Below are 22585 nucleotides of genomic sequence, written 5' to 3' on the forward strand. Positions count from 1 at the left end.
GGACCATGGCGAACGGGCCGACCGGTCCCCCAGTGGGTCCTGCGGACAGCAGCAAGGTGCCACGGTTCGCGGGGTTTCCCACCTTCGCGCGGCTGCCCCGCATCGAGGATGCCCCGGGGGCGCGCATCGCCGTGCTCGGCATCCCGTTCGACGCGGGCACCACCTTTCGCCCAGGCGCCCGGTTCGGCCCAGCGCACATCCGGGAGAACTCGCGGCTGCTGCGCCCCTTCAACCCCGCGACCGGCCATGCTCCCTTCGATGTGGTGCAAGTCGCCGATGCGGGCGATGTCCCGGTGACGCCATTCGACATCGCTGCCGCAGTGATCGCTATCGAGGCTGCTGCCCGGCAGTTCGCCGACGAGGATGTCCGACTAGTGGTGCTCGGCGGCGACCACACCATCGCGCTGCCCTTGCTGCGGGCGGTCGCGGCACGGCATGGCCCGGTGGCGGTGGTGCATTTCGATGCGCACCTCGACACCTGGGACACCTACTTCGACGCGCCGCTCACCCACGGCACTCCGTTCCGCCGGGCCTCGGAGGAGGGGTTGATCGACCGGCGGCGCAGCGTGCACGTGGGCGTGCGCGGGCCGCTGTACTCGGCCGCGGATCTCACGGACGATACGGCGCTCGGCTTCGAGCAGCTGACCTGCGTTGATCTCGAGGAGCAGGGGCTGCCCGCGCTGATGGAGCGCATGCACCGCCGGCTGGGCAGCGGGCCTGTCTATGCCAGCGTCGATGTGGATGTCCTCGATCCTGCGTTCGCTCCGGGAACGGGCACCCCGGAAGCGGGCGGAGCGACCTCGCGGGAACTGCTCGCGATGGTGCGATCCTTGTCACGCCACGAGCTCGTCGGAGCTGATGTCGTCGAGGTATCCCCCGCCTACGATCACGCCGGGATCACGGGTATCGCCGCAGCTCACATCGCCTATGAGTTGATCTCGGCGATGGTGCCGGCGCCGTAGCCGCGAGGACCCGGCGGTGCAGGCCGGGCCGGCCGCTGCGACAGCGCCATGCTCGGATGTACAGTTGAATCATGCATCGCGGCCTTCTCCTTGATTGCCGCGGCGGGGTCTGACCCAGACCGGCGTCCCGCCGCGGGGCTTCATGGTGCTGGTCGACTCCCCGGCGGCTGCAGGCACGTGGGGAGCAAGCAGTTCACACAATCCTGGAGAGAACTTCCGATGACGATCACTGATCCCACCGAAGGCCGCATCGAGATGGTGACCGCGCCATCCCGCCCCGCGCCCACTGATCAGCCGGTGTGGAACACGCAGAAGAACAGCTCGATGCCGGTCTACCGCTACCTGCCGTTCGCGGACGAGGTGGAGGACGTATCGCTCCCCGACCGCACCTGGCCCGACAAGATCACTACGCGCGCCCCGGTGTGGTGCGCGGTGGACCTGCGCGACGGCAACCAGGCCCTGATCGACCCGATGAGCCCGGCCCGCAAGCGCCGCATGTTCGACCTGCTCGTCGCCATGGGCTACAAGCACATCGAGGTGGGCTTCCCCGCTGCCAGCCAGACCGATTTCGACTTCGTCCGCGAGATCATCGAAGAGGACGCGATCCCCGACGATGTCTACATCCAGGTACTCACGCAGTGCCGCGAGGAACTGATCAAGCGCACGTTCGAGGCCTGCGCGGGCGCGAAGAACGCCATCGTGCACATCTACAACTCCACCTCGATCCTGCAGCGGCGCGTGGTGTTCCGCGCCGACAAGGACGTCATCAAGAAGATCGCCGTCGATGGCGCCCTGATCTGCCTCGAGCAAGCCGCGAAGTACCCCGACACCAACTGGATGTGGGAGTACTCCCCCGAGTCCTACACCGGCACCGAGCTGAGCTTCGCCCGCGACGTGTGCGATGCGGTCACCGAGATCTTCCAGCCCACGCCCGAGAAGCCGGTGATCCTCAACCTGCCGGCAACCGTGGAGATGGCCACGCCCAACGTCTACGCGGACTCCATCGAATGGATGCACCGCAACCTCGCGCGGCGCGACTCGATCATCCTGTCGCTGCATCCCCACAATGACCGGGGTACGGCCATCGCCGCCGCCGAGCTGGGCTACCAGGCCGGCGCGGACCGCATCGAGGGCTGCCTGTTCGGCAATGGCGAGCGCACCGGCAACGTGTGCCTCGTGACCCTGGGCATGAACCTGTTCAGCCGCGGCGTGGACCCGCAGATCGACTTCTCCGACATCGACGAGATCCGCCGCACCGTCGAGTACTGCAACCAGCTCAACGTGCCCGAGCGCCACCCCTACGGCGGGGATCTGGTGTACACCGCCTTCTCCGGCAGCCACCAGGACGCGATCAACAAGGGCTTCGACGCGATGCGCGAGGATGCCGCGCACTACGGCAAGGAGCTCGACACCATGGTGTGGCAGGTGCCGTACCTGCCGATCGACCCGAAGGATGTGGGGCGCACCTACGAGGCCGTGATCCGCGTCAACTCGCAATCCGGCAAGGGCGGCGTCGCTTACATCATGAAGGCCGATCATGGCCTGCAGCTCCCCCGGCGCCTGCAGATCGAGTTCTCGCGCACCATCCAGAACCACACCGACACCGCGGGCGGCGAGATCAGCCCCGAGGCGATGTGGGCGGCGTTCTCCCGCGAGTACCTCGAGCCGGTGCAGCCCCTCGAGCGCATCCGGCAGCTGTTCGACCAGGCCGAGATCGATGGCGGCACTGATTCGATCAGCGCGACGGTGATCTATGGCGGCGAGGAGCGGGAGATCACGGGCAAGGGCAATGGCCCGCTCGCCGCCTTCGTCCACGCGCTGTGCACCCTTGATATCGATGTGCGCGTGCTCGACTACAGCGAGCACGCCATGTCGGCCGGGGATGACGCCCAGGCCGCGGCCTACGTGGAATGCCTCGTCGGTGACACCCAGGTGTGGGGCGTCGGTATTGCTACATCGATAACGACCGCATCGCTGCGCGCAGTCGTGTCGGCCGTGAACCGGGCCTTCCTGCACGCCGCGGAGTAGCCAGGGCTTGCAGGCGCCAGCGCTTGCCGCCAAACGTAGGCGTTTGCCGCCAAACCTCAGCGCTGGCCGAAAACGCGATAGAAGCCGTCGGGAAACCTGGTCGGCTTCTATCGCGTTTGTCGCTTTCTCGTGCTTTTGCCGCCACACGGCCCTGGCCGCCGGGTGCACCGCCGATAGTGGAAACTTTTCCTGGCTGGGGCGGGAAAAGCTTCCACTATCGGGAAGGGGCGCGGCATCGAGCCCGGTGCGGCCCCTAGCCGCCGAAGTGGCGACGAGTGTCATGCTCGAACCATGCGAGGATCAGCTTGTTCCCCTCGCCCGCCAAGCTGGATGGCCGCGCGATCGGCTTGCTTGGCTCGAACGCGATGGTCCAGGTCAAGCGGCACTGCTCGTTGCCCAGAGGCTCGATGACGTAGTCCTCCGCGAAGCGCCGGAACAACGGAAGGCTGGACTGCGTGACGAAGAACGAGTGCCCCCGGCCCTCGTCCCACCGGAAGAACTCCTCGCGCAGGTGGAAGCCAACGCCCACGGTGATCTCGCGGGTCGTGCCGATGCCGAAGGGGCGCGGCGAGGTGTAGCGGCCGTTGCGGAGCAACCGGCACCATTCCAGCGGTCGGTCGCCCGCGAGCCCTTCCCACACACGTGATGCGGGGACGGGCAGGTCCAGGCTGAAGGCGTGGACGATTGGTGCCGTCTGGAAGAACGCCTCGTCGCATTCATGCAGGTCGAACATTACTACTCCCTCTGTGCGATATGGATTCCGGCGATCTTGCGCAACCGGTAGTTGGCCTTGCCGTGGAGGTTGGCGAGATCCCAGGTAGCACGCACGGTGGCGGTCATATCGGGGATCCAGTAGTCGTCCTCGAGGTCATCGATCGGGTGCGGCTCGGCAAGCTCGATCGTCGCAGCGATGTGACCCTCCCCGTCCTTCTCGGACAGCCTGGCCAGGATGGTTCCGTCGCGCTCCACGATCTGGGTCTCGCCGAGCATGCTCGTCCGGTACGGGACCCGGGGCAGCCCGGGCATGCGCATGGTGATCGGACCGACGTGGCTAGCATGGACGACAGGCGCTCCCACGAGACGCGCGAACTGGCCAGGAAGCTTCCGGGCTAGGCCGATCTGGAGCTGGTGCTCGCGGTTGCCCCACCATCCGGCGGGGCCGATCCAGTTGTGGGGCGTCGTTGGCCAGCACATGCCGCCGAGCACTGCCTGGACGTTGCCGCGAAGGCGGGCGGCGGTGGCGAACCGGGCCCACTCCCAGCCGCACACCAGCCCGACCGGGCCAAGCGTGGGGCTGTGGACGATGCCGTCGTCGCGACCACCCACGTAGTAGTTCTGCTCCCACATCGTGGGGATGTCCTTGTCATGCTCGGTGACAGTCCCATCCGCCTCGGCGAGCACGTAGTGCCCAAAGGCGTCCCCATCGCGCTCGGCGAGATAGCCTCCGCCCACCACGATGCCGAGCTCGCGGGCGAGGCCGGAGAGCAGCTGGAACGGCGCGCCGCGCTCGGGGCGTGGAACGCGCCGCATTGCCGGATGGTGCACGTTCGGCGAGGAGGCGGCCTCCGGCACGATGATCACGTCCGGTGAGTGGGCCCCGTGGGCATCTCGGATGAGTGCTTCGAGGCGGGCGAGGTTGTTGTCGACGTCAGCGAGCTTCAGCGCGGGCTGGACGGCGGCGACGGTGAGGGTGCGCGGCACTTCGTGCTCCTTATGCGTCGATGGTCAGGCTGGCATCCAGCGATCGCGATACGCACGGATACATGATGTCGGTGCGGGCACGCTCTGCTGGCTGGATGATGTCGTCGCGGTGATCTGGCCGGCCGCGGAGCACCGCGACCTCGCAGCTGCCGCAGAGACCGTTCTCGCAGGATGCTGGCTGGTCCGGCGCGACAGCGCGCATCGCGTCGAGCATTGAGGTCCCGGCGGGCACCGGCACGGTCATACCGGTTGACTGCATCACGACCTCGAAAGGCTGATCCTCCCCGGAGCTCTTATCGGAAGGGACGAAGCGCTCGATGTGCACGCTGACGTCCTCGCGAGAGGCCGCGTGCGCGACGGCTGCGTCCATGAGCGAGCTTGGTCCGCAGCAGTAGATGGCGGCTCCCTCGGGCAGCCCCGCGATCGAGGCGCCGATGTCTGGACGGTCGGCGTGCTCGGCGTCGCTCAGCACGACTCTGCTGCCGTAGCGGTGGGCAAGCTCGGCGGCGAACGGCATCCGGTCGATGCAGCGGGCGCGGTAGAGCAGGCGCCACGGCTTCGCGAGCGCCTCCGCGGCCTCGATCATCGGCAGCATCGGCGTGATCCCGATTCCTCCCGCGATGAACAAGTACTCCGAGGCGTCCTCGAGCCCGAAGTTGTTGCGCGGGCCGCCGACCATGATGCTGGAGCCCTCCGCGAGCTCATGGATCTCGCTAGATCCGCCCCGGCCCTGCGCCTCGCGGAGCACGGCGATGGACACGGACCGCCGATCCTCGCGGGTGCCGCATAGCGAGTATTGCCGCAGCTTGCCCGACGGGAGATGCAGGTCGATGTGGGCTCCGGGCTCCCACTCGGGCCACTGCTCGCCGTCGGCGCGGACCAGGTCGAGCATGATCACCTCGGCGGTGGCCGCTCTGGTCCGAGCGACGAGGGCGCGCATCGTGGCGCTGGCGCCACGCCCGCTACCTCCTGGCCTGGCTGCGCGGGGCGGCCGGCCCCATGGGCCGTCATCGGGATTCTCGCCCACTGCCATGCCGAGCCCCGGCATGCGCACCGGGAGCGATCCCGCGGCCCGAAGCTCGGCGCGGCTCAATGCCTCCATCGCTGCGAGCCCGCCGAGCTGGCGGAGGAGCTGGGGACGTGGGCCGGTCTCGCTGAGCGCGGAGGCGGCGGCACGAATGATGCGCGGGAAGGTGTAGACGCCCTGGGGCTTGATGAGCCGCTGGTGGATGTCCGATAGCTCCGCGCCTCCCACGCCCCGCACCACGGCCGCGAGGATTTCCGGCGGCACGGCCGGGATGCGGGTCTCGAGATTGCCGAAGTGGTAGGTGGGCAGGCATTCCTGGTCGCGGGCGCGCTCCCAGGCGCGAGTGGCTCGATCGAGCTTCCTCGGCTGGTCGAGCACCTCGCTGACGTGCTCGGCCAGCCGTCGCCCCATCCACATCGCATCACGCATGCCCTGGCCAAGGACAGGATCCTTGAAATGCCCGGCGTCGCCGATCAGCGCCCAGCCCGGACCCGATGATCGCCGGAAATAGGCGTGGGTCCGCGAGGTAGCCCGGATGCGGGAGAGGTTCCGCGCGCCCGCGGCCCGCGCGGCCAGGGCGGGAAACTCCGATACCTTTCGCGCCCAGTACGCCTCGCCGTCGGCGCGGGCCTCGGCGACCTCGGCCCGGGGGCCCATGAACAGGATGAGCAGCCGTCCCCGTGGGGTACCGGGAAAGGCGAAAGCGATGGTGTCGCTCGTGCGGCCCTCCCATAGCGTCGTTGCCCAATGCGTGCCGGCGGCCGGGTCATCCATGTAGCGGAAGACCATGCCGCGACCGTTGCGGGAGCGCCGGTAGGGCTCCCACTCCCCGACCTGGTGCGCGACGAGCGAATCGCGGCCGTCCGCGCCAACGACGAGGCTGGCCCGGATCTCCTTGGCCTCACCCGTCGGATCCAGGTACTCGAGCCCCACCACACGACCACCGGCATCGCGGATGATGCTGGTGACGGTGCTCTGCTCGCGGACGTCCGCTCCCGCCTCGCGCGCGGCCTCGATGAACGCGGCGTCCTGATCGATGCGGGGAACGCTGATCCCGTAGTCGATGCCGTCGATCTCCTGGAATCGCTCGGTGCGGCTGGCGCCGATGATGTCGAGCTGCAGATGCGTCATGCGGGACGGATCGAGGGCGAGGATGCGCTCGAGCGCGCCCATGCGCGCCACCTCGGTGACCCCCATGGGGAACAGCACGTGCGTGGACAAGGTGTCGGCGGGGAAGGCCGCCTTGTCGAGCACGACGACCTTCCTTCCTGCCCTGGCAAGGGGCACGGCCATCGCGGTTCCGGCGCAGCGCGCTCCGACGATAACGACATCCACGGTTTCTGGCACTAGCTGGACTCCCTCGAGCGATGAGCAATACTGCCAAATTACACTGATATATCAGCGTTATAAAGGGTTCGTGGTAGAAAATGTTGGAATGGCCAGCCGCCGAACTGATTCGCCGATGCACGCGCGCCTCATGGAGAGCGCGGCCCATCTCCTTGCCCTCGAGGGGCCGAGCGGCTTGTCGACCCGCAAGGTAGCCGCTGCCGCGAGGACCTCGACGATGACGCTCTACTCTCACTTCGGCTCCATGCCCGAGCTCATCAAGGCGGTGGTCGACGAGGGCTACGCCCGGCTCGCGGACGAGTTCGAGCGCGCGCCCCGGACCGACGATCCCGTGGCGGACCTCGGCGGGATCTTCGCCGCCTACATCGCTCACGCCCGCGCAAACCCGGACCTCTATGTCGTGATGTTCGGCTCGGCATCCCTCGGCGGCTACCGCAGCACGCCCGATGACCTGCTGCGCACCGGCCGCTACGCCTACGACTACATCGTCGAGGCCGCGCGCCGCGCGGTGGAGTCCAGGCGCCTCGATGAGCTTGCCCCGGTAGCGATCGCGGCCCAGATCTGGACCGCGCTGCATGGCTATGTGGTGCTCGAGCTGGCCGGTTACTACACCCCGCCCGATGCCGGGATACGCAACGTGCTCCGGCCGATGATGCTCAACCTCGTCATCGGGCTCGGCGATGACCGCGACTCCGCCCTGCGGTCCTCCCGTTCCTGGTTCCCCCGCGACCAGGCGCGCGGGAACCAGGGCACCACGGCAACCCCATGAGCGCGCCACCTCCCCGCGCCCGTGCACCGATGCCGCGAGGCCGAGCACGCGCGTGCAGCCCTTCCGGCCCGCACCGGTAGACTGGCCCGGAATCCAGATCGTGCGTCCGGCCATCGCGGCGGCCTGATGCCACTTGCCAGCGAAGAGGAGCTCCATGTCCACTCCCCGTCGTCTGTTTGTCCGTGGTTCCTGGGCAGAAGCCTCGCGTGTCACGGGGATCCTGCGGAAGGAAACCGTCGGTGGCGCGCTGCTGCTCATCGCCGCGATCACCGCGCTGGTGTGGGCCAACTCGCCGTGGGCCGAGACCTACGATGCGCTGCGCGACTTCAAGATCGGCCCGGAGTCGCTGCACCTGAACCTCTCGCTGGCGACCTGGGCCGCTGATGGCTTGCTCGCGATCTTCTTCTTCATGGTGGGCCTCGAGCTCAAGCGCGAGTTCGTGCAGGGCGATCTGCGCGATCCCTCCCGCGCCGCTATCCCCATCGTGGCGGCGATCGGCGGCATGGTCGTCCCGGCCCTGATCTTCGTGGCGTTCAACCTCAATACCGGCGATGGGGCGCTGCGCGGCTGGGCGATTCCCACCGCGACCGACATTGCCTTCGCCGTGGCGATCCTCGCGGTGATCAGCACCCACCTGCCCTCGGCGCTGCGGATCTTCCTGCTCACCCTCGCTGTGGTCGATGACCTGCTGGCCATCATCGTCATCGCCGTGTTCTACACCGCTGATCTCAAGATCCTGCCACTGCTACTTGCCCTCATACCGCTGGGCATCTTCGCGATCCTGGTGCAGCGCCGCTTCCACAACCTGTTCGTGCTGCTGCCGCTCGGCGCGATCACCTGGGTCCTCGTCCACGAGTCCGGCATCCACGCCACCATCGCCGGCGTGCTGCTCGGCTTCATGGTCCCCGTGGTGCGCAGCATGAAGAACGGCGGCGAGAGCGCCGGACCCGGCATGGCCGAGATCTTCGAGCACATGGTCCGGCCTGTCTCCGCGGGCTTCGCGGTCCCCGTGTTCGCGTTCTTCGCCGCCGGCGTCAACGTCGGCGGCCTCACTGGGTATGTCGACTCGCTCCAGGACCCGATCGTGGTGGGGATCGTGGCGGGCCTCGTTCTCGGCAAGGCCATCGGCATCCTCGGCACCACATACCTGATGTCGAAGTTCACCCACGCCAAGCTCGATGATGACCTGAGCTGGTTCGACGTGCTGGGCGTCTCCCTGCTCGCGGGCATCGGGTTCACCGTGTCGCTGCTGATCGGCGAGCTCGCCTACGGCCCCGAGTCATTGCGCGACGAGCATGTGAAGGTCGGTGTCCTCACCGGGTCCGTGCTCGCGGCCTTCATCGCCTCGATCGTCCTGCGGGCGCGCAACCGCGCCTACCGCGCCATCCATACGCTCGAGACGCGCGATGCCAACCGCGACGGCATCCCGGATGTGTACCAGAATCGGGACTGACAGCCTAGGGGCGCGGACTGCCTCGAGGGCAAGGTTTTCCGCGCCTGCCACCCCCGGCGGAACCCCGACGTACTAGCCTCATAGCCATGGCCAAGGGGAACTCTTCAAGCAGCGAGAGCGGTACGGTCGCGCGGCAACCCATCAGCGCGCGCGGGAAGCTCGCCCTGCGGGCCGCCCGCTCCGCATCGTGGGCCTCGCGCAAGACCGGGCGCGGCGCGGGCAACATGATCGGCGGCCTGATCGCGCTGAAGATCGACAGGACGATCCTGACGCAGCTCGCCTCGTATCGCGACACCGTGCTCGTGACCGGGACGAACGGCAAGTCCACCACCACTCGCATGACTGCCGCCGCGCTCGCCACCCTCGGCGAGGTCGCCACTAACCTGGACGGCGCCAACATGGATGCGGGCATCGTCGCGGCCTACAACCAGAACCTCGACGCATCGCGCGCCGCCATCGAGGTCGACGAGCTGCACCTCCCCCACGTGGCTGACTTCGTGGACCCCAAGGCCATCATCATGCTCAACCTCACCCGCGACCAGCTCGACCGGGTCGGTGAGATCAACATGATCGAGCGGCGCCTGCGCGCGAGCCTCGAGCGGCACCCTGATGCCGTCGTCATCGCCAACTGCGACGATGTGCTCGTCACCTCCACGGCCTATGACTGCGCGAACGTGATCTGGGTCGCCGCGGGCAACGCCTGGCTGGGCGACTCGGTGAGCTGCCCCCGCACGGGCGAGCCGATCGCGCGGGACGGCGACCACTGGTACAGCACCGGCGGGGACTTCAAGCGCCCCGAGCCGGACTGGTGGGTGGACGACACCAGCTTGCACGGGCCCGATGGCCTTGTGCTTCCCATGGAGCTAGCACTGCCGGGGCGGGCAAACCGGGGCAATGCCGCGCAGGCCGTGGCCGCATCGGTGGCGATGGGCGTGGACCCGAGCGACGCCGTCATGGCTGTCTCCTCGGTGAGCGAGGTCGCCGGGCGCTACAGCACCGTGCAGATCGGCTCGCACAACGTGCGCATGCTGCTGGCGAAGAACCCAGCCGGATGGCAGGAAGCGCTATCGATGGTCGATAGCAGCGCCGATGGCCTTGTCATCGCCGTCAACGGCCAGGTGCCCGATGGCGAGGATCTCTCCTGGCTGTGGGACGTGCGGTTCGAGAGCTTCGAGGGCGTGCAGGTCGTTGCCGCGGGCGAGCGGGGCACCGATCTCGGGGTGCGCCTCACCTATGCCGACGTCACGCACACCCTGGTGAAGGATCCGCTGGAGGCGATCAAGTCGTGCCCGCCGGGGCAGGTCGAGGTGCTCGCGAACTACACCGCGTTCCTGGGCCTGAACCGGGCCATCGAGAGGGAGGTTTCCCGTGGCTGATTCCACCGTGCGCATCGGCCTCGTGCTGCCCGATGTGATGGGCACCTACGGCGACGGCGGCAACGCGCTCATCCTGCGGCAACGGTTGCGGATGCGCGGGTACGAAGCGGAGATCATCGAGATCACCCTCAACGATGCGGTGCCCGATTCCCTCGACATGTACACCCTCGGCGGCGCGGAGGACTACGCGCAGCGCCTCGCGACGCGCCACCTCACCCAGCATCCTGGCCTGCAGCGCGCCGCCGAGCGGGGTGCCCCGGTGCTGGCGATCTGCGCGGCCATCCAGGTGCTCGGCCACTGGTACGAGACCTCGGCGGGCGAGCGCGTCGACGGCATCAGCATGCTCGACGTCACGACGGTGCCGCAGGAGAAGCGCGCCATCGGCGAGGTCATCACCAACCCGCTCATCGAGGGGCTGGCCGGGCCGCTGACGGGCTTCGAGAATCATCGCGGCGGCACCACTCTCGGCTCCGACGCCCAGCCGCTCGGCCGGGTCACTGCCGGAATCGGCAATGGGGTGGGCGATTCCCAGGAGGGAGCGGTGCAGGGCTCGGTCATCGGCACCTACATGCACGGTCCGGCGCTGGCCCGCAACCCGGAGCTCGCGGACCTGATGATCCGCCGCGCCCTCGACGTGGAGGTCCTCGAGCCGCTCGACCTGCCCGACGTGGAGCTGCTGCGTCGCGAGCGCCTTGATGCGGGGAGGCGATGAGCCATGCCCTATATCGAGCAGACCGGTGCTCGCATCCATTTCACCGATAGCGGCGGCGCGGACCTGCCCGTGATCGTTCTCGCGCACGGGTTCTTCATGGACACGAGCATGTTCGCACCGCAGGTCGAGGCCCTCTCGGACCGCTACCGGGTGGTGTGCATCGATGCGCGCGGCCACGGCGCCACGATGTCGGATGACACGCCCTTCACCTACTGGGACGCTGCCGATGATGTGCTGGCTGTCCTCGATGAGATCGGGGTGCAGCGCGCGGTGCTCGGCGGGATGTCGCAGGGCGGCTTCACCATGTTGCGGGCTGCACTGATGGCCCCGGAGCGGGTGACCGGCCTGATCCTGATCAGCACCGAGGCGGGGCCCTGCCCTGACGAGGAGCAGAAGATCTACGGCGAGACGTTCCTCGTGTGGGACACCATCGGACCGGTAGACGAGCTCACCAGTGCTCTCGCCGGGCAGATCATCGGCGATCCGGAGCTCGAGCCCGCATGGATCGCCAAGTGGCGGGATCGCAAGGGCATCCCGATCGCCACGGCGGGCAACTGCCTGCTCTACCGTGATGACATCACCGATCAGGTCCCGTCGATCACCGCGCCGGCGATCCTCATCCGTGGCCTCGAGGATGTGGCCATCCCGATCGAGCGGGCCCGCTCGCTCATCGACAACCTGCCCGATCTCCGCGAGGTGGTGGAGGTGCCAGGTGCTGCGCACGCCGTCAACCTCACCCATCCCGAGGTAGTGAACCCGCGCATCGAGGCTTTCCTCGCCAGGCTGTCGACGTCGGGGGCCGCGCGGTAGCGGTTGGCTCAGTCAAACCAGCCCGCGCCATCCAGCCCGTGACACCCCATCCAGCCCGCGAGTGTGCGATTAGCGACAGGCTCACGCGTTAGACCCTGTCGTTTTTCGCACACTCGCCGTCCCGCCAGCCCGCCGAGGTCGCGAGCCCGCTAGCCGGTCACGCGAATGTCGGCCCGGTGCCGCGCGCCGTCGATGGGGAACCAGCCGTGCTCGAAGCGTTGCCAGCGTTGCAGATGTTCCCGGCATTCCTCGCCATCGCGGCGCACCGCGGCCTCGAGGCGGGCATGGTCGTCGCCCCAGCCGATCCAGGCGCTAGCGGTGAGCCGTGCGGTGATGCTGCGCCGCGCGCTGGAGACGCCTTCGATGATGAGGACCTCCGGCACGGGCACGGCATGCCACGGACCTGGGACGGGCGTGCTGTCGATCCATTCGACGGCCTGGTAGCTGCTGCGCTTGCCGTGCGCGAGGGGCGCGAGCACAGCTTCCTCGAGGATCGGCCACCAGGCGACGGGATTGTCCCAGGTGGCGAAGGCATCGCAGGGGACGATGACGGTGCTAGTGCCCTGCTGCTCCAGCTCGCGCTTCAAGGCTCGCGCGAACTGGGTCTTTCCTGCACCGGAGGGCCCGTCGATGGCGATCGCGCGCACTGGCCCAAGCCGTGGCGGGCGGCCTAGCGCGAGCTCGATGAGCTCGGCGATGGCGCCTGTCGAGGGGCCCATGCGATCGCTGATGGCGCGCTCCACCTAGAGGGAGCGGCGGCCAGTGAGCGCGCGACCGAGGGTCAGCTCGTCGGCGAACTCGAGGTCGCCGCCCATGGACAGGCCGGTTGCGAGGCGCGTGACGGTGAGGCCGGGGAAGCCGTTGAGCATGCGGTAGAGGTAGGTCGCGGTCGCTTCGCCCTCGGTGTTGGGGTCGGTGGCGATGATGACCTCGGTGATCTCGGCGGGCTCGTGCGTGACGCCCTCGGGGAGCACCTGCTGCCCGCCGATGCGGCCGAGCAGCTCACGGATGCGCAGTTGATCGGGCCCCACCCCCGCGAGCGGGTTCAGCGACCCGCCGAGGACGTGGTAGAGACCCTTGAACTCCCGGGTCCGCTCGATGGCTTGCACGTCCTTGGGCTCCTCGACCACGCAGACGAGCGCGCGATCGCGGCGCGGGTCCGCGCAGATGCGACAGAGCTGCTGCTCGGCGACAGTGCCGCAGACAGCGCAGAACTGCACGCCGTCGCGGATGCGTTGCAGCGCGCCCTGCAGCCTGCTGATCTCCTCCCGATCAACGGTGAGGAGATGGAACGCGATGCGCTGGGCACCCTTGGGGCCAACCCCGGGGAGCTTGCCCAGCTCATCGATCAGGTCCTGGATCGGCCCCTCGTACACGTGCCCCTCGCCCCGGTATCAGAAGGGCAGGCCCGGAATGCCGGAGCCGCCCCCCATGCCCTGCGCGAATGGCCCGAGTGTCTCGGCCGCGAGGTTCTGCGACTTTGCGTTCGCATCCTTGATCGCGCCCATCACGAGATCCTGCAGGGTCTCGACATCGTCCGGGTCCACGACCTTCGGATCGATGGTGAGGTCAACAAGCTCGCCCGTACCGGTGAGCTTGGCAGTGACGAGACCGCCCCCGGCCTGCCCCTCGACGACTGCGGCGGCGATCTTCTCCTGCGCCTCCATCAGCTGCTGCTGCATCTGCTGCGCCTGCTGGATGATTGATTGCATGTCAGGCTGGCCGTCAGGCTGCATGGGTCTCCCTTTCGATCAGGTGTGCGACGGGCCCCCGTCGCGCGGGACGTGCCCCAGGGTAGTCGCCCGGGCACGCGCTGGCGCGGGACGCTCCGGAGCGGTGCTCGTGGACGTTATCGCGTGAGATGCGCTTGCAAGTTGGAGAGCATCGCCGCCTGGATCTTGCGCAGGCCAAGGGGCGCGAACGTGCGCTCGAAGAAGCCGCCCACGCCGCTAGCGCCATTCCATTCCGTGCTCGTCGTGACGACGCTGCCGGTGTCGCTGGGCTCCACCGACCAGGTGGTGACCATCGAGGAGTTGGCGTCGCGCTCGGTGATGGTGCTGCCTGCCGCCTCGACCACCGCGCGAACCTCGCGGGACCGCTTCTTCGTGGCCTGTAACGTCCACTCCGCCACGGTGCCCGAGCCCGCGCCGCCCTCCACGACCCGATAGTCATGGAAGTGCTCCGTCAGCAGCTTCGGCCGCACGGTGCTGTAGTCGGCGAGCGCTGCCACCACTGCCTCCGCGGGGGCATCGATCGTGACCGTGCTGGATGCGCTGACCTTGTTCGGCGTGGACACACCGATCTCCCTTCAAGCCTGCTGGCTGATTACCGTTGCCAGGAGGACCAGCCATGAGCTGGCCCACCCGCTGCCTCGTACCGGAGACCATACTGCCTGGTTCCGACAGAAAATTCACCCAGGAGCAACGCCGGGGCCGTGCGCGTGGCCACGCGGGAGGTCTACAGTCGGGCTTGTGCGGAGCATCACATCCTGGCTTGCCGGCGACCGAGCGTCACTAGACCGGCCGCGCGGCTACGAGGCTGCCGTGGAGCGGCTTGTGGCGAGCTACCGCGCGCTCCCCGAGGACGCTCCGGTGCGGCTGGCGAAGAAGACGTCGAACCTGTTCCGGAATCGTGCTCGAACAGGGGTGCCGGGCCTGGACGTCTCCGGGCTTGGCGGAGTCATCTCGATCGATACCGCAGGGCGCACCGCGGATGTCGGCGGCATGTGCACCTACGAGGATCTCGTCGACGCCACGCTGGCGCATGGCCTGATGCCGCTGGTGGTGCCGCAGCTCAAGACGATCACTCTCGGCGGTGCGGTGACGGGCCTGGGCATCGAATCCTCGTCGTTCCGCAACGGCCTGCCGCACGAGTCCGTGCTAGAGATGGATATCCTCACGGGAGCGGGCGAGGTCATCACCGCGACGCCGGAAGGCCCGCATGCCGATCTGTTCCATGGCTTCCCCAACTCGTACGGCACCCTCGGCTACGCCACGCGGCTACGGATCACGCTCGAGCCCATCGAGCCGTTCGTGGAGCTGCGCCACATCCGCTTTCCCGAGCTCGATTCATTGCAGGATGCGATCGCCGACATCGCCGAGCAGCACACCTACCAGGGCGAGCTGGTCGATTTCCTCGATGGGGTGATGTTCTCCGCCACCGAGAGCTACCTGGTGCTCGGGCGGTGGACCAGCGAGCCCGGCCCGGTCAGCGACTACACCGGCTCGCGAATCTTCTACCGGTCCATCCAGCACGACGCGATCGACACACCCGCGGTGGACCGGATGCGCGCCCGGGACTACCTGTGGCGGTGGGATACCGACTGGTTCTGGTGCTCGCGCGCGTTCGGCGCCCAGCATCCGGTGCTGCGCCGCGCATGGCCGGGCCGGTGGCGCCGCTCCAGCGTCTACTGGAAGCTCCTCGGCCTGGACAACAAGATCGGCCTCTCCGACCGGATCGAGGCGCGCAAGGGCAACCCGCCACGCGAACGGGTCGTCCAGGACATCGAGGTCCCAGTGGAGCGCACCGCCGATTTCCTGCGCTGGTTCCTCTCCCACGTCCCCATCGAGCCCGTGTGGCTGTGCCCCCTGCGCCTCCGCGGCAGCACGGCCGAGGGAACGGGCTCGCAGCAGGACCATCCGTGGCCGTTGTATCCGCTGCACCGGAATCGCACCTACGTCAATATCGGCTTCTGGTCCTCCGTGCCCACCGATCCGGCGGACGAGCCCGGCCAGGCCAACCGAGCGATCGAGGCCGAGGTCACCCGCCTCGAGGGGCACAAGTCGCTGTACTCGGACTCCTACTACGCCCGGGAAGAGTTCGAGGCGCTCTACGGCGGGGATTCCTACTGGCAGCTCAAGCAACGCTACGACCCCCATTCACGACTACTCGACCTGTACGCGAAGGCGGTGCGAAACCAATGAGAGCATCGAACAAGGCCTCGGCCGGCGCCCATGCTTCCCTGCGGCTGCCCGACCTCCTGCGGGTGCCCGACCTGGACACCCTCTCGATCGCCGAGGTCGTCGGCTCGGTGCTCGGGGACGACCTCCCGGTCCGCTTCACGGCCTACGACGGGTCCGCCCACGGGCCCGAGGATGCCCAGCACGTGATGCACCTGCGCAGTCCGCGCGGACTCCGCTACCTCGCGTCCGCGCCCGGAGACCTGGGCATGGCGCGTGCCTACGTCAGCGGCGACCTCGTGATCACCGGCGCCCACCCCGGGGATCCGTACACGCTGATGAAGCTGCTCACGAAGGAGGTGACGGTACGGCGCCCCTCGCCCGTCGAGCTGGCGACGATCGTGCGCTCCCTGGGCTGGCAGAACCTGCGCCCCATCGCTCCCCCACCGCAGGAGCACCAGCCCCGATGGCGGCGCATCGCCCAGGGCCTGCTGCACTCCCGGGCCCGCGACGCGGCAGCCATCCAGCATCACTACGACGTGTCCAACGAGTTCTACCAGCACGTTCTCGGGCCATCGATGACCTACACCTGCGCGACCTATGCCACCGAGGACACCACCCTCGAGGACGCGCAGGAAGCCAAGTACGCGCTCGTGCATGACAAGCTGGGCCTGCGCGAGGGGGACCGTCTCCTCGATGTGGGATGCGGCTGGGGCGGCATGGCGCGCTATGCCGCGAAGCGCGGTGTCACGGTCATCGGCGCCACCTTGTCCCGCCAGCAGGCCGAATGGGCACAGGAAGCGATCGCCCGCGAAGGCCTCGATGATCGCGCCGAGGTGCGATTCAGTGACTACCGGGACATCCCCGAGTCCGGCTTCGACGCCATTTCCTCGATCGGGTTGACCGAGCACATCGGCGTGCGCAACTATCCCAGCTACTTCCGGTTCCTGCATAACAAGCTGCGCCCCGGCGGTCGGTTGCTGAACCACTGCATCACGCGTCCCAGCAACCGCATCAGCGAGCACGCCGGCGAGTTCATCGACCGCTACGTCTTCCCCGACGCGGAGCTCGCCGCGCCCGGTCGGCTCATCAACGAGATCCACGACGCGGGGCTCGAGGTGCGCCACGAGGAGAACCTGCGGGAGCACTACGCGCTGACGCTGCGCGACTGGAATGCCAACCTCGCCCGCAATTGGGATGCTTGCGTCGCTGCATCGGACGAGGGCACCGCGCGCGTGTGGGGGCTCTACATCGCCGGCTCGCGCGTGGCGTTCGAGAAGAACTCCATCCAGCTGCACCAGATCCTCGCGGTCAAGCCCACCGGTTCGGGCGATGCGCGAGTGCCGTTGCGCCCCTGGTGGAGCCGCTGATCATCCCGGGGGCGGGGCAGCGAGTTCCTGCCAGTGCATGAACTGCGCGATGACGAGGTAGTTGTCACCGGTGTCCACGCCATCCCGGACATCGCAGTTGGCAAGGATCAAGCGGCCCGGAACATGCTGGCGAAGCTCGTGCTCGCCCAGGAGGGCACCTTTCGCTAGCGGCTCCACGCGCTCGACCTGGTATCGCAGTGCCCCCGCACTAGTGCGCACGCTCACTTCGTCTCCCGGCACCACATCGCGCAGCGCGGCGAACGGGGCGGTGCGGTCATTGTAGTTGTGCCCAACGATAACGACCGTCTCCTGCGCGTCCTTCACGGGCAGCCCGCTCTCGGACCACCATGCTGGCCGCTCATCGACAGGGTCGAGGATCGCCTCGCCGGCGCCCGTGCGGACCACTCCCTGCGGGTGCAGCCCGGAAGCGAGCACCGGCGAGCCGTCCTCGGACCGCACCTCGACCCGCACGGGCCAGGCCTCCCCGCCCGCGAACACCGAAACGGTGGCCTGGGGCTGGCCCGGGGCCGATGCTGGCGTCGGCGCGCACCCGATCAGGAGAGCTGCCAGGATCGATGTGGCAGCCGCGAGGGCCCGGCCCGGGCGGATCACTGGCCAGCAGAGTTCCTACGGCGCCAGACCACGACACCACCCGCCGCAGCTGCGCCCGCGACGCCCAGCCCTAGCAGCAGCACGGGAGCGCCCAGGCCCGTGTCGCCCGGCATGCCCGGCTCCGCGGAGGCGCCGCCCAGCGCGAGATCGACCGGGGGGAGCTCTCCCGCCAGGCCCTCCTCGGTGTAGTAGTCCACGACATGGAACTGCGCATCCTCGAAGTACCCGACTAGCTCATACTCCGTGGACACGACCCGCGCGGTGTAGTCATTGATCTTCTCGAGGAGAACGTCCCCGACGGTCTCGTCCCCGACGGTCACATCGGTATCGATCTGCTCCGCGGCGGCCTCCTCGGCAGCGCGCTCGGCCTTGAGCTCCTCCTCCGCCTGGCGAGCAGCATCAGCGACGGCCCTGGCCTCGTTGGCGTCGGCCTCTGCCTCGTCGGCTGCCAGCTGGGCCTCCTCCGCGGCCGCGCGTGCCGTGTCCGACTCGGTGAGCGCTGCCTGCGCCTCGCTCATGGCCACGTCGGCATCGTCCCGAGCTTGCCGAGCCTTCTCCGCTGCCTCGGTGGCAGCGGCGCGCGCACCGTCGGCATCGTCCCCCGCAACCGCGGCTGCCAGTGCCTTCTCCTCCGCGATCTTCTCGGCCTCCGCGGCCGCAGCCTGGGCCGCGCGGGCGGCCTCCTCCGCGGTCGCTGCGGCGGTCGCAGCCTCCTCGGCCTCCGCGGCCGCGATCTGGGCCGCTTCGGAGGAGCTGCCCGCGGTCGCTGCAGCCGCATCAGCCTCGTCCTGTGCCGATCGCGCCGCGCTAGCTAGTTCCTTGGCCTCCGCGACCGCAGCGCGGGCCCGGGTACGCGCTTCCTTCTTCTTGGCCTTGCCCTTGATCTCCTTGACGGCAGCCGCGGCTTCATTCGCTTCCTGCTGGGCCGCTTCGGCAGCATCGCGGGATGCTGCCGCCTGTTCTGCCTTCTCGTCGGCGATGGCCGCGTCGGCCTCTGCCTGGGCGAGCTTGCCCTGAGCTCCCTGGTCACCAGCTTCGGCAGCGGCGCGGAGCTCGACCGCTTCCGCCTCGAGACGCTCGGCCTCCTGGGCAAGCTCCTCGGCCTCCGTGGCGGCATCGCTGGCCGCGACTCTCGCCCGAGCGGCCGCTTCCTCGGCCATGACCGCCTGCTCCTCCCCGTGGTCCGCGTCAGCTGCTGCAGCGGCAGCGATCTGCTCGAGCCGGACGGCTCCCGTGCTGGCGTCCGTGAGCTCGGCCTCGAGCGCGGCTGCCTCGCTATCCGCCTGGGCGGCCGCGACGGAGAGCTCCTCGGCGATCTGCTTGGCCTGGTCCGCTGCTACCTCGGCGCTCGCGGTCGCTTGCTCCGCGCGCTCGATGGGATCGCTCGAGGGTGGGGCCGGCTCGTCGGAATCCTGACTGGCCGCATCGTCCGCGCTGCCCTGCTCCTCAGTGCTGCTGGTGGCGCCGCCCCCTTCTTCACCCTCGCCCGAGGATGGGGCCGGCTCGTCGGAATCCTGACTGGCCGCATCGTCCGCGCTGCCCTGCTCCCCGGTGCTGCTCTGCTCCTCAGCGCGGCTGGTGCCGCCTTCTCCGTCACCTTCTGGCGTGGCTGATGCGATTCCCGACGCCTCGCCTGCATCGGCCGCGCCCTGCCCATCGGCATCGGTATCACTATCGGTTGGGCTGGCGTCGCTGCTTGCCGCTCCGGAGCTGGAATCACCCTCCGGAGGCATTGCTCCGGCGTCGGTTCCCTGCGGGGCTCCAGGCTCCTCCGCCAAGGCGATAGCAGGCAGCGAGAGCCCCGCGCCGAGAGCCACGATTGCTGCCGCACTAGTGACCCGAGCTCTGGCATGGTTCCTACGGACTCGAGCAGACACGTGGTCGCCCTTTCTCTTCGCGGCACTGCACCAAACTCGAGCAGCACATGTTCCGGTAGCTCATTCGGGGCAGATAATCGAATGCAACCGCACGGATATTACACGTACGCCCAAGGTTTTCGGTCGAATGGGGAGCAAAGAGCCGGAATGTCCACCACAACGCCACCGCTCCTACTGGGGAAACCCTGTGATCGAGCAACGTTCGGAGCACTGCTCGAGCGAGTGCGGTTGCGCTCCTCGTGAAGCCGCTAGTCGATGCGCTTGGCGCCGAGCTCGTTCGCGAGGAGCTCGATGGCGATCTCCTCCGGGTCGCGGCGAGAGGCCGGGTCACTGCTGCCGGTGTCACTATGCGCCTCGGCGAGCAGCTCGTCCTCGTCATCAGGCTCGGTCGCCCCGGTCTGCTGCGGCTCCGGCGAAGGAACAGCCGTCCGTCTCCCTGCCGGGGATGCTCCGTGCGGCTCGCCCGGGCCTGGATCGTCCGGGTAGCCGGGGTCATCCGGTGGCGGAATGTCGTCCACCGGGGGCGCGGGCGATCGCGGCGGGGCGCTGCGCGGGTTCCCGCTCGGCGCGGCGGACGCGGAAGCGCGGGAGCGACGCACGAACTCGGGCCGCTGCTGCTGGTGGCTGGCCGCGTGGCCGGGCTGCGCGGAGGCTTGGCGGGCAGGGGGCTGCGCGGCGGGGGCTGCAGGCTGCTGGCCCGACCACACGATGGTGGCATCAGGGATTCCGAGGACTGCGCTGAAGGCCGCTTGCACCGCAGCGGCGTTCCGTGGCTCCCGCAGGCGCGCCGCGAGCGCTGGGGTCTCGTGGCTGAGCACGATGGTGGTGCCCTCGGTGGTGGAGACCCGCGCGCCCGAGAGCATCACCTCGATGATCTTGCTCGCCTTGCGGGCCTCGGCGCAGATGCGCGGCCAGGCTGCCTCCACCGATCGTGGATCGAGCACGGCCCCAGGGGCATCATGTTCCGACGGGGCGTCCGGCTCCGACGGGGCGGCATCGGTAGCGCGCTCGGCATCGGCGCTGGATTCCTGCATGGGGCCCGGCCCGCGGGACGGGGGTCCCGGCGAAGGTGGCTGCGCCGCTCCGGCGGTGGGTTCGCGAGGCGGCTGGGGCTGTGTCGACGGGCCCTGCGCTGCTCCGCGCTGCGGAGCTTGGGCCTCCACTGCCGGACTCTCGGTGCCAGGAGATTCCGGTGCCGGGATCCGCACGGCTGGCGCGCTGGGGGCTGGCGCAACGGGCACGGGTTGAGTGCCCGGGCTCCCCTCGCTCGACCCCACTGCGGGACGCTGCTCCTTCTCGGCGGCAGGCCGCAGCGAAGGGCGCTGGAACCGTGGTGGCTGCTCAGCACCAGCAGCGGCAGTTCCCGATGATGCTGCCGACTGCTCGATGCCCGCGCTACCGCTGCCGACGGACCGAGGAGGCCCGCCCCGTTCGAGCGCTTCGAGACGCTGCAGCAGGGCGCCCTCCGAATCGGATGCCGAGGGCAGCAGCATGCGGGCGCACAGGACCTCGAGAAGCAAGCGCGGCGCGGTGGCGCCCCGCATATCGGCCAGACCATCGTGGAGCAGCTCCGCGTAGCGGGTCAGGGTGGCGGGGCCAAACCGGTCGACATCCTCGCGCAGCCGCTCGAGCTGTTCCGCTGGAGCGTCCACGAGCCCGTTCCCCGCGGCCTCGGGCACGGCCTGAACGAGGATCAGGTCGCGGAACCGCTCGAGCAGGTCGGCAGCGAACCGACGTGGATCGAACCCGGCATCCATCACACGGTTGACGGTGTCGTAGAGCCCGGCCGCGTCGTTCTCCGCGAGCGCGTCCACGGCCGAATCGATCAATGCGAGGTCGGTGACGCCAAGCAGGGCCAGCGCCCGGTTGTAGGTGATGCCCTCGTCTCCGGCCCCAGCAAGCAACTGGTCAAGCACGGATAGCGTGTCGCGGGGGGATCCAGCCCCCGCCTTGATGACCAGCGGGAACACCGCGTCGTCGACATGGACGCCCTCGCGGCCGCAGATCTGTTCCACGAGCCCACGCATGACGGGTGGGGGCAGCAGCCGGAACGGATAGTGGTGCGTGCGCGATTTGATGGTCGGCAAGACCTTCTCTGGCTCGGTGGTAGCGAAGATGAAGATCAAGTGCTCGGGCGGCTCCTCGACGATCTTGAGAAGCGCGTTGAAGCCAGCATTGGACACCATGTGCGCCTCATCAATGATGAAGACGCGGTAGCGCGATTCCGCGGGGGCGTAGAAGGCGCGATCACGGAGCTCGCGCGTGTCGTCGACGCCACCGTGGCTCGCGGCATCGAGCTCGATCACATCCAGGTTGCCCGGCCCGCCTGGACCAAGCGCCTCGCATGACGAGCAGGTGCCGCACGGTTCCGGGGTGGGGCCGTCGACACAGTTGAGCGAGCGCGCGAGGATGCGTGCCGAGGATGTCTTTCCACAGCCGCGCGGCCCCGAGAACAGGTATGCGTGATTGATCCGGCCCGCGCTCAGCGCAACGCTGAGCGGTTCGGTCACGTGTTCCTGGCCGACGACCTCGGCAAAGGTCGCGGGTCGATACTTGCGGTAGAGCGCCACGCGGCAAGCCTACCGGTTCGCACCGACTATCCCGGATGGTCGACATGGGCGGCACGGGCGCGCACAATGAGC

19 protein-coding genes are annotated in these 22585 nt (G+C 68.7%); 9 read left to right on the plus strand and 10 right to left on the minus strand.

The annotated features are described in order from the left end of the window. Positions 1–5: 5 nt before the first annotated feature. Both speB and leuA read left to right on the plus strand, forming a co-directional pair. Positions 6–962 (plus strand): agmatinase, encoded by a 957-nt coding sequence (gene speB, locus QC765_RS10530; RefSeq protein ID WP_278314386.1) that lies wholly within the window; start codon positions 6–8, stop codon positions 960–962. Positions 963–1181: 219 nt separating this feature from the next. Then, positions 1182–2990, plus strand: a complete 1809-nt coding sequence (gene leuA / locus QC765_RS10535; protein WP_278314387.1) for a 2-isopropylmalate synthase — start codon at positions 1182–1184, stop codon at positions 2988–2990. Between the two features lie 253 nt (positions 2991–3243). On the opposite strand, the gene QC765_RS10540 is transcribed toward leuA, so the two are convergent. Genes QC765_RS10540 through QC765_RS10550 form a run of 3 tightly spaced genes read right to left on the minus strand, consistent with a single transcriptional unit; the run spans position 3244 to position 7065 of the window. Next, positions 3244–3723, minus strand: a complete 480-nt coding sequence (locus tag QC765_RS10540; protein WP_278314388.1) for an SRPBCC family protein — start codon at positions 3721–3723, stop codon at positions 3244–3246. Between the two features lie 2 nt (positions 3724–3725). Continuing rightward, on the minus strand, positions 3726–4691 hold the full coding sequence (locus QC765_RS10545) for a carbon-nitrogen hydrolase family protein (RefSeq protein WP_278314389.1): 966 nt from the start codon (positions 4689–4691) through the stop codon (positions 3726–3728). 10 nt (positions 4692–4701) lie between these two features. After that, positions 4702–7065, minus strand: a complete 2364-nt coding sequence (locus QC765_RS10550) for an FAD-dependent monooxygenase (protein WP_278314390.1) — start codon at positions 7063–7065, stop codon at positions 4702–4704. Positions 7066–7153: 88 nt separating this feature from the next. Between QC765_RS10550 and QC765_RS10555 the strand changes: the two genes are divergently transcribed. The 5 genes from QC765_RS10555 (at position 7154) to QC765_RS10575 (ending at position 12185) form a co-directional block, all read left to right on the plus strand. Beyond that, on the plus strand, positions 7154–7834 hold the full coding sequence (locus QC765_RS10555; RefSeq protein WP_278314391.1) for a TetR/AcrR family transcriptional regulator: 681 nt from the start codon (positions 7154–7156) through the stop codon (positions 7832–7834). 154 nt (positions 7835–7988) lie between these two features. Beyond that, the gene (gene nhaA, locus QC765_RS10560; protein WP_278314392.1) at positions 7989–9287 is read left to right on the plus strand and encodes a Na+/H+ antiporter NhaA; all 1299 of its coding nucleotides are present in this window, start codon (positions 7989–7991) and stop codon (positions 9285–9287) included. An 86-nt stretch (positions 9288–9373) separates the two neighbouring features. Then, positions 9374–10663 (plus strand): Mur ligase family protein, encoded by a 1290-nt coding sequence (locus tag QC765_RS10565; protein WP_278314393.1) that lies wholly within the window; start codon positions 9374–9376, stop codon positions 10661–10663. Continuing rightward, on the plus strand, positions 10656–11375 hold the full coding sequence (locus tag QC765_RS10570) for a type 1 glutamine amidotransferase (RefSeq protein ID WP_278314394.1): 720 nt from the start codon (positions 10656–10658) through the stop codon (positions 11373–11375). Before QC765_RS10565 ends, QC765_RS10570 begins: the two co-directional genes overlap by 8 nt. A gap of 3 nt (positions 11376–11378) precedes the next feature. Continuing rightward, positions 11379–12185: an alpha/beta fold hydrolase gene (locus QC765_RS10575; protein WP_278314395.1), complete on the plus strand. Its 807-nt coding sequence runs from the start codon at positions 11379–11381 to the stop codon at positions 12183–12185. A gap of 149 nt (positions 12186–12334) precedes the next feature. Here the strand turns inward: QC765_RS10575 and QC765_RS10580 are convergent, their stop codons facing one another. The 4 genes from QC765_RS10580 to QC765_RS10595 all read right to left on the minus strand — a co-directional run bounded on the left by QC765_RS10580 (position 12335) and on the right by QC765_RS10595 (position 14481). Next, complete coding sequence (locus QC765_RS10580; protein ID WP_278314396.1) at positions 12335–12904, minus strand: uridine kinase family protein; 570 nt, start codon at positions 12902–12904, stop codon at positions 12335–12337. A 24-nt stretch (positions 12905–12928) separates the two neighbouring features. Further along, positions 12929–13561 carry a recombination mediator RecR gene (gene recR / locus QC765_RS10585; RefSeq protein ID WP_278314397.1) on the minus strand — a complete coding sequence of 211 codons (633 nt, stop codon included), beginning with the start codon at positions 13559–13561 and terminating at the stop codon, positions 12929–12931. Positions 13562–13579: 18 nt separating this feature from the next. After that, on the minus strand, positions 13580–13921 hold the full coding sequence (locus QC765_RS10590) for a YbaB/EbfC family nucleoid-associated protein (protein WP_278314398.1): 342 nt from the start codon (positions 13919–13921) through the stop codon (positions 13580–13582). 113 nt (positions 13922–14034) lie between these two features. After that, positions 14035–14481 carry an SRPBCC family protein gene (locus QC765_RS10595; RefSeq protein WP_278314399.1) on the minus strand — a complete coding sequence of 149 codons (447 nt, stop codon included), beginning with the start codon at positions 14479–14481 and terminating at the stop codon, positions 14035–14037. Between the two features lie 175 nt (positions 14482–14656). Between QC765_RS10595 and QC765_RS10600 the strand changes: the two genes are divergently transcribed. After that, positions 14657–16108: an FAD-binding oxidoreductase gene (locus tag QC765_RS10600; protein WP_373876731.1), complete on the plus strand. Its 1452-nt coding sequence runs from the start codon at positions 14657–14659 to the stop codon at positions 16106–16108. Further along, the gene (locus tag QC765_RS10605) at positions 16105–17454 is read left to right on the plus strand and encodes a class I SAM-dependent methyltransferase (protein WP_278314400.1); all 1350 of its coding nucleotides are present in this window, start codon (positions 16105–16107) and stop codon (positions 17452–17454) included. Before QC765_RS10600 ends, QC765_RS10605 begins: the two co-directional genes overlap by 4 nt. Here QC765_RS10605 and QC765_RS10610 read toward each other — a convergent pair whose 3' ends face one another. The 3 genes from QC765_RS10610 to QC765_RS10620 all read right to left on the minus strand — a co-directional run bounded on the left by QC765_RS10610 (position 17455) and on the right by QC765_RS10620 (position 22513). Further along, positions 17455–18066, minus strand: a complete 612-nt coding sequence (locus QC765_RS10610) for a class F sortase (RefSeq protein ID WP_278314402.1) — start codon at positions 18064–18066, stop codon at positions 17455–17457. It lies immediately after the preceding gene. Continuing rightward, positions 18063–19883 (minus strand): hypothetical protein, encoded by a 1821-nt coding sequence (locus QC765_RS10615; RefSeq protein WP_278314404.1) that lies wholly within the window; start codon positions 19881–19883, stop codon positions 18063–18065. Before QC765_RS10615 ends, QC765_RS10610 begins: the two co-directional genes overlap by 4 nt. Positions 19884–20191: 308 nt before the next feature. Next, positions 20192–22513, minus strand: a complete 2322-nt coding sequence (locus QC765_RS10620) for a DNA polymerase III subunit gamma and tau (RefSeq protein ID WP_278314405.1) — start codon at positions 22511–22513, stop codon at positions 20192–20194. Positions 22514–22585 lie beyond the last annotated feature (72 nt).

The organism is Hoyosella levis (genome assembly GCF_026008515.1).
Taxonomy (GTDB): domain Bacteria; phylum Actinomycetota; class Actinomycetes; order Mycobacteriales; family Mycobacteriaceae; genus Lolliginicoccus; species Lolliginicoccus levis.

Bases quoted from the DNA above. Each gene is read 5' to 3' on its own strand.
- nhaA (WP_278314392.1), top strand. From the start codon at position 7,989: ATGTCCACTCCCCGTCGTCTGTTTGTCCGTGGTTCCTGGGCAGAAGCC.
- leuA (WP_278314387.1), top strand. From the start codon at position 1,182: ATGACGATCACTGATCCCACCGAAGGCCGCATCGAGATGGTGACCGCG.
- QC765_RS10555 (WP_278314391.1), top strand. From the start codon at position 7,154: ATGGCCAGCCGCCGAACTGATTCGCCGATGCACGCGCGCCTCATGGAG.
- QC765_RS10580 (WP_278314396.1), bottom strand. From the start codon at position 12,904: ATGGGCCCCTCGACAGGCGCCATCGCCGAGCTCATCGAGCTCGCGCTA.
- QC765_RS10590 (WP_278314398.1), bottom strand. From the start codon at position 13,921: ATGCAGCCTGACGGCCAGCCTGACATGCAATCAATCATCCAGCAGGCG.
- QC765_RS10605 (WP_278314400.1), top strand. From the start codon at position 16,105: ATGAGAGCATCGAACAAGGCCTCGGCCGGCGCCCATGCTTCCCTGCGG.
- QC765_RS10540 (WP_278314388.1), bottom strand. From the start codon at position 3,723: ATGTTCGACCTGCATGAATGCGACGAGGCGTTCTTCCAGACGGCACCA.
- speB (WP_278314386.1), top strand. From the start codon at position 6: ATGGCGAACGGGCCGACCGGTCCCCCAGTGGGTCCTGCGGACAGCAGC.
- QC765_RS10575 (WP_278314395.1), top strand. From the start codon at position 11,379: ATGCCCTATATCGAGCAGACCGGTGCTCGCATCCATTTCACCGATAGC.
- QC765_RS10565 (WP_278314393.1), top strand. From the start codon at position 9,374: ATGGCCAAGGGGAACTCTTCAAGCAGCGAGAGCGGTACGGTCGCGCGG.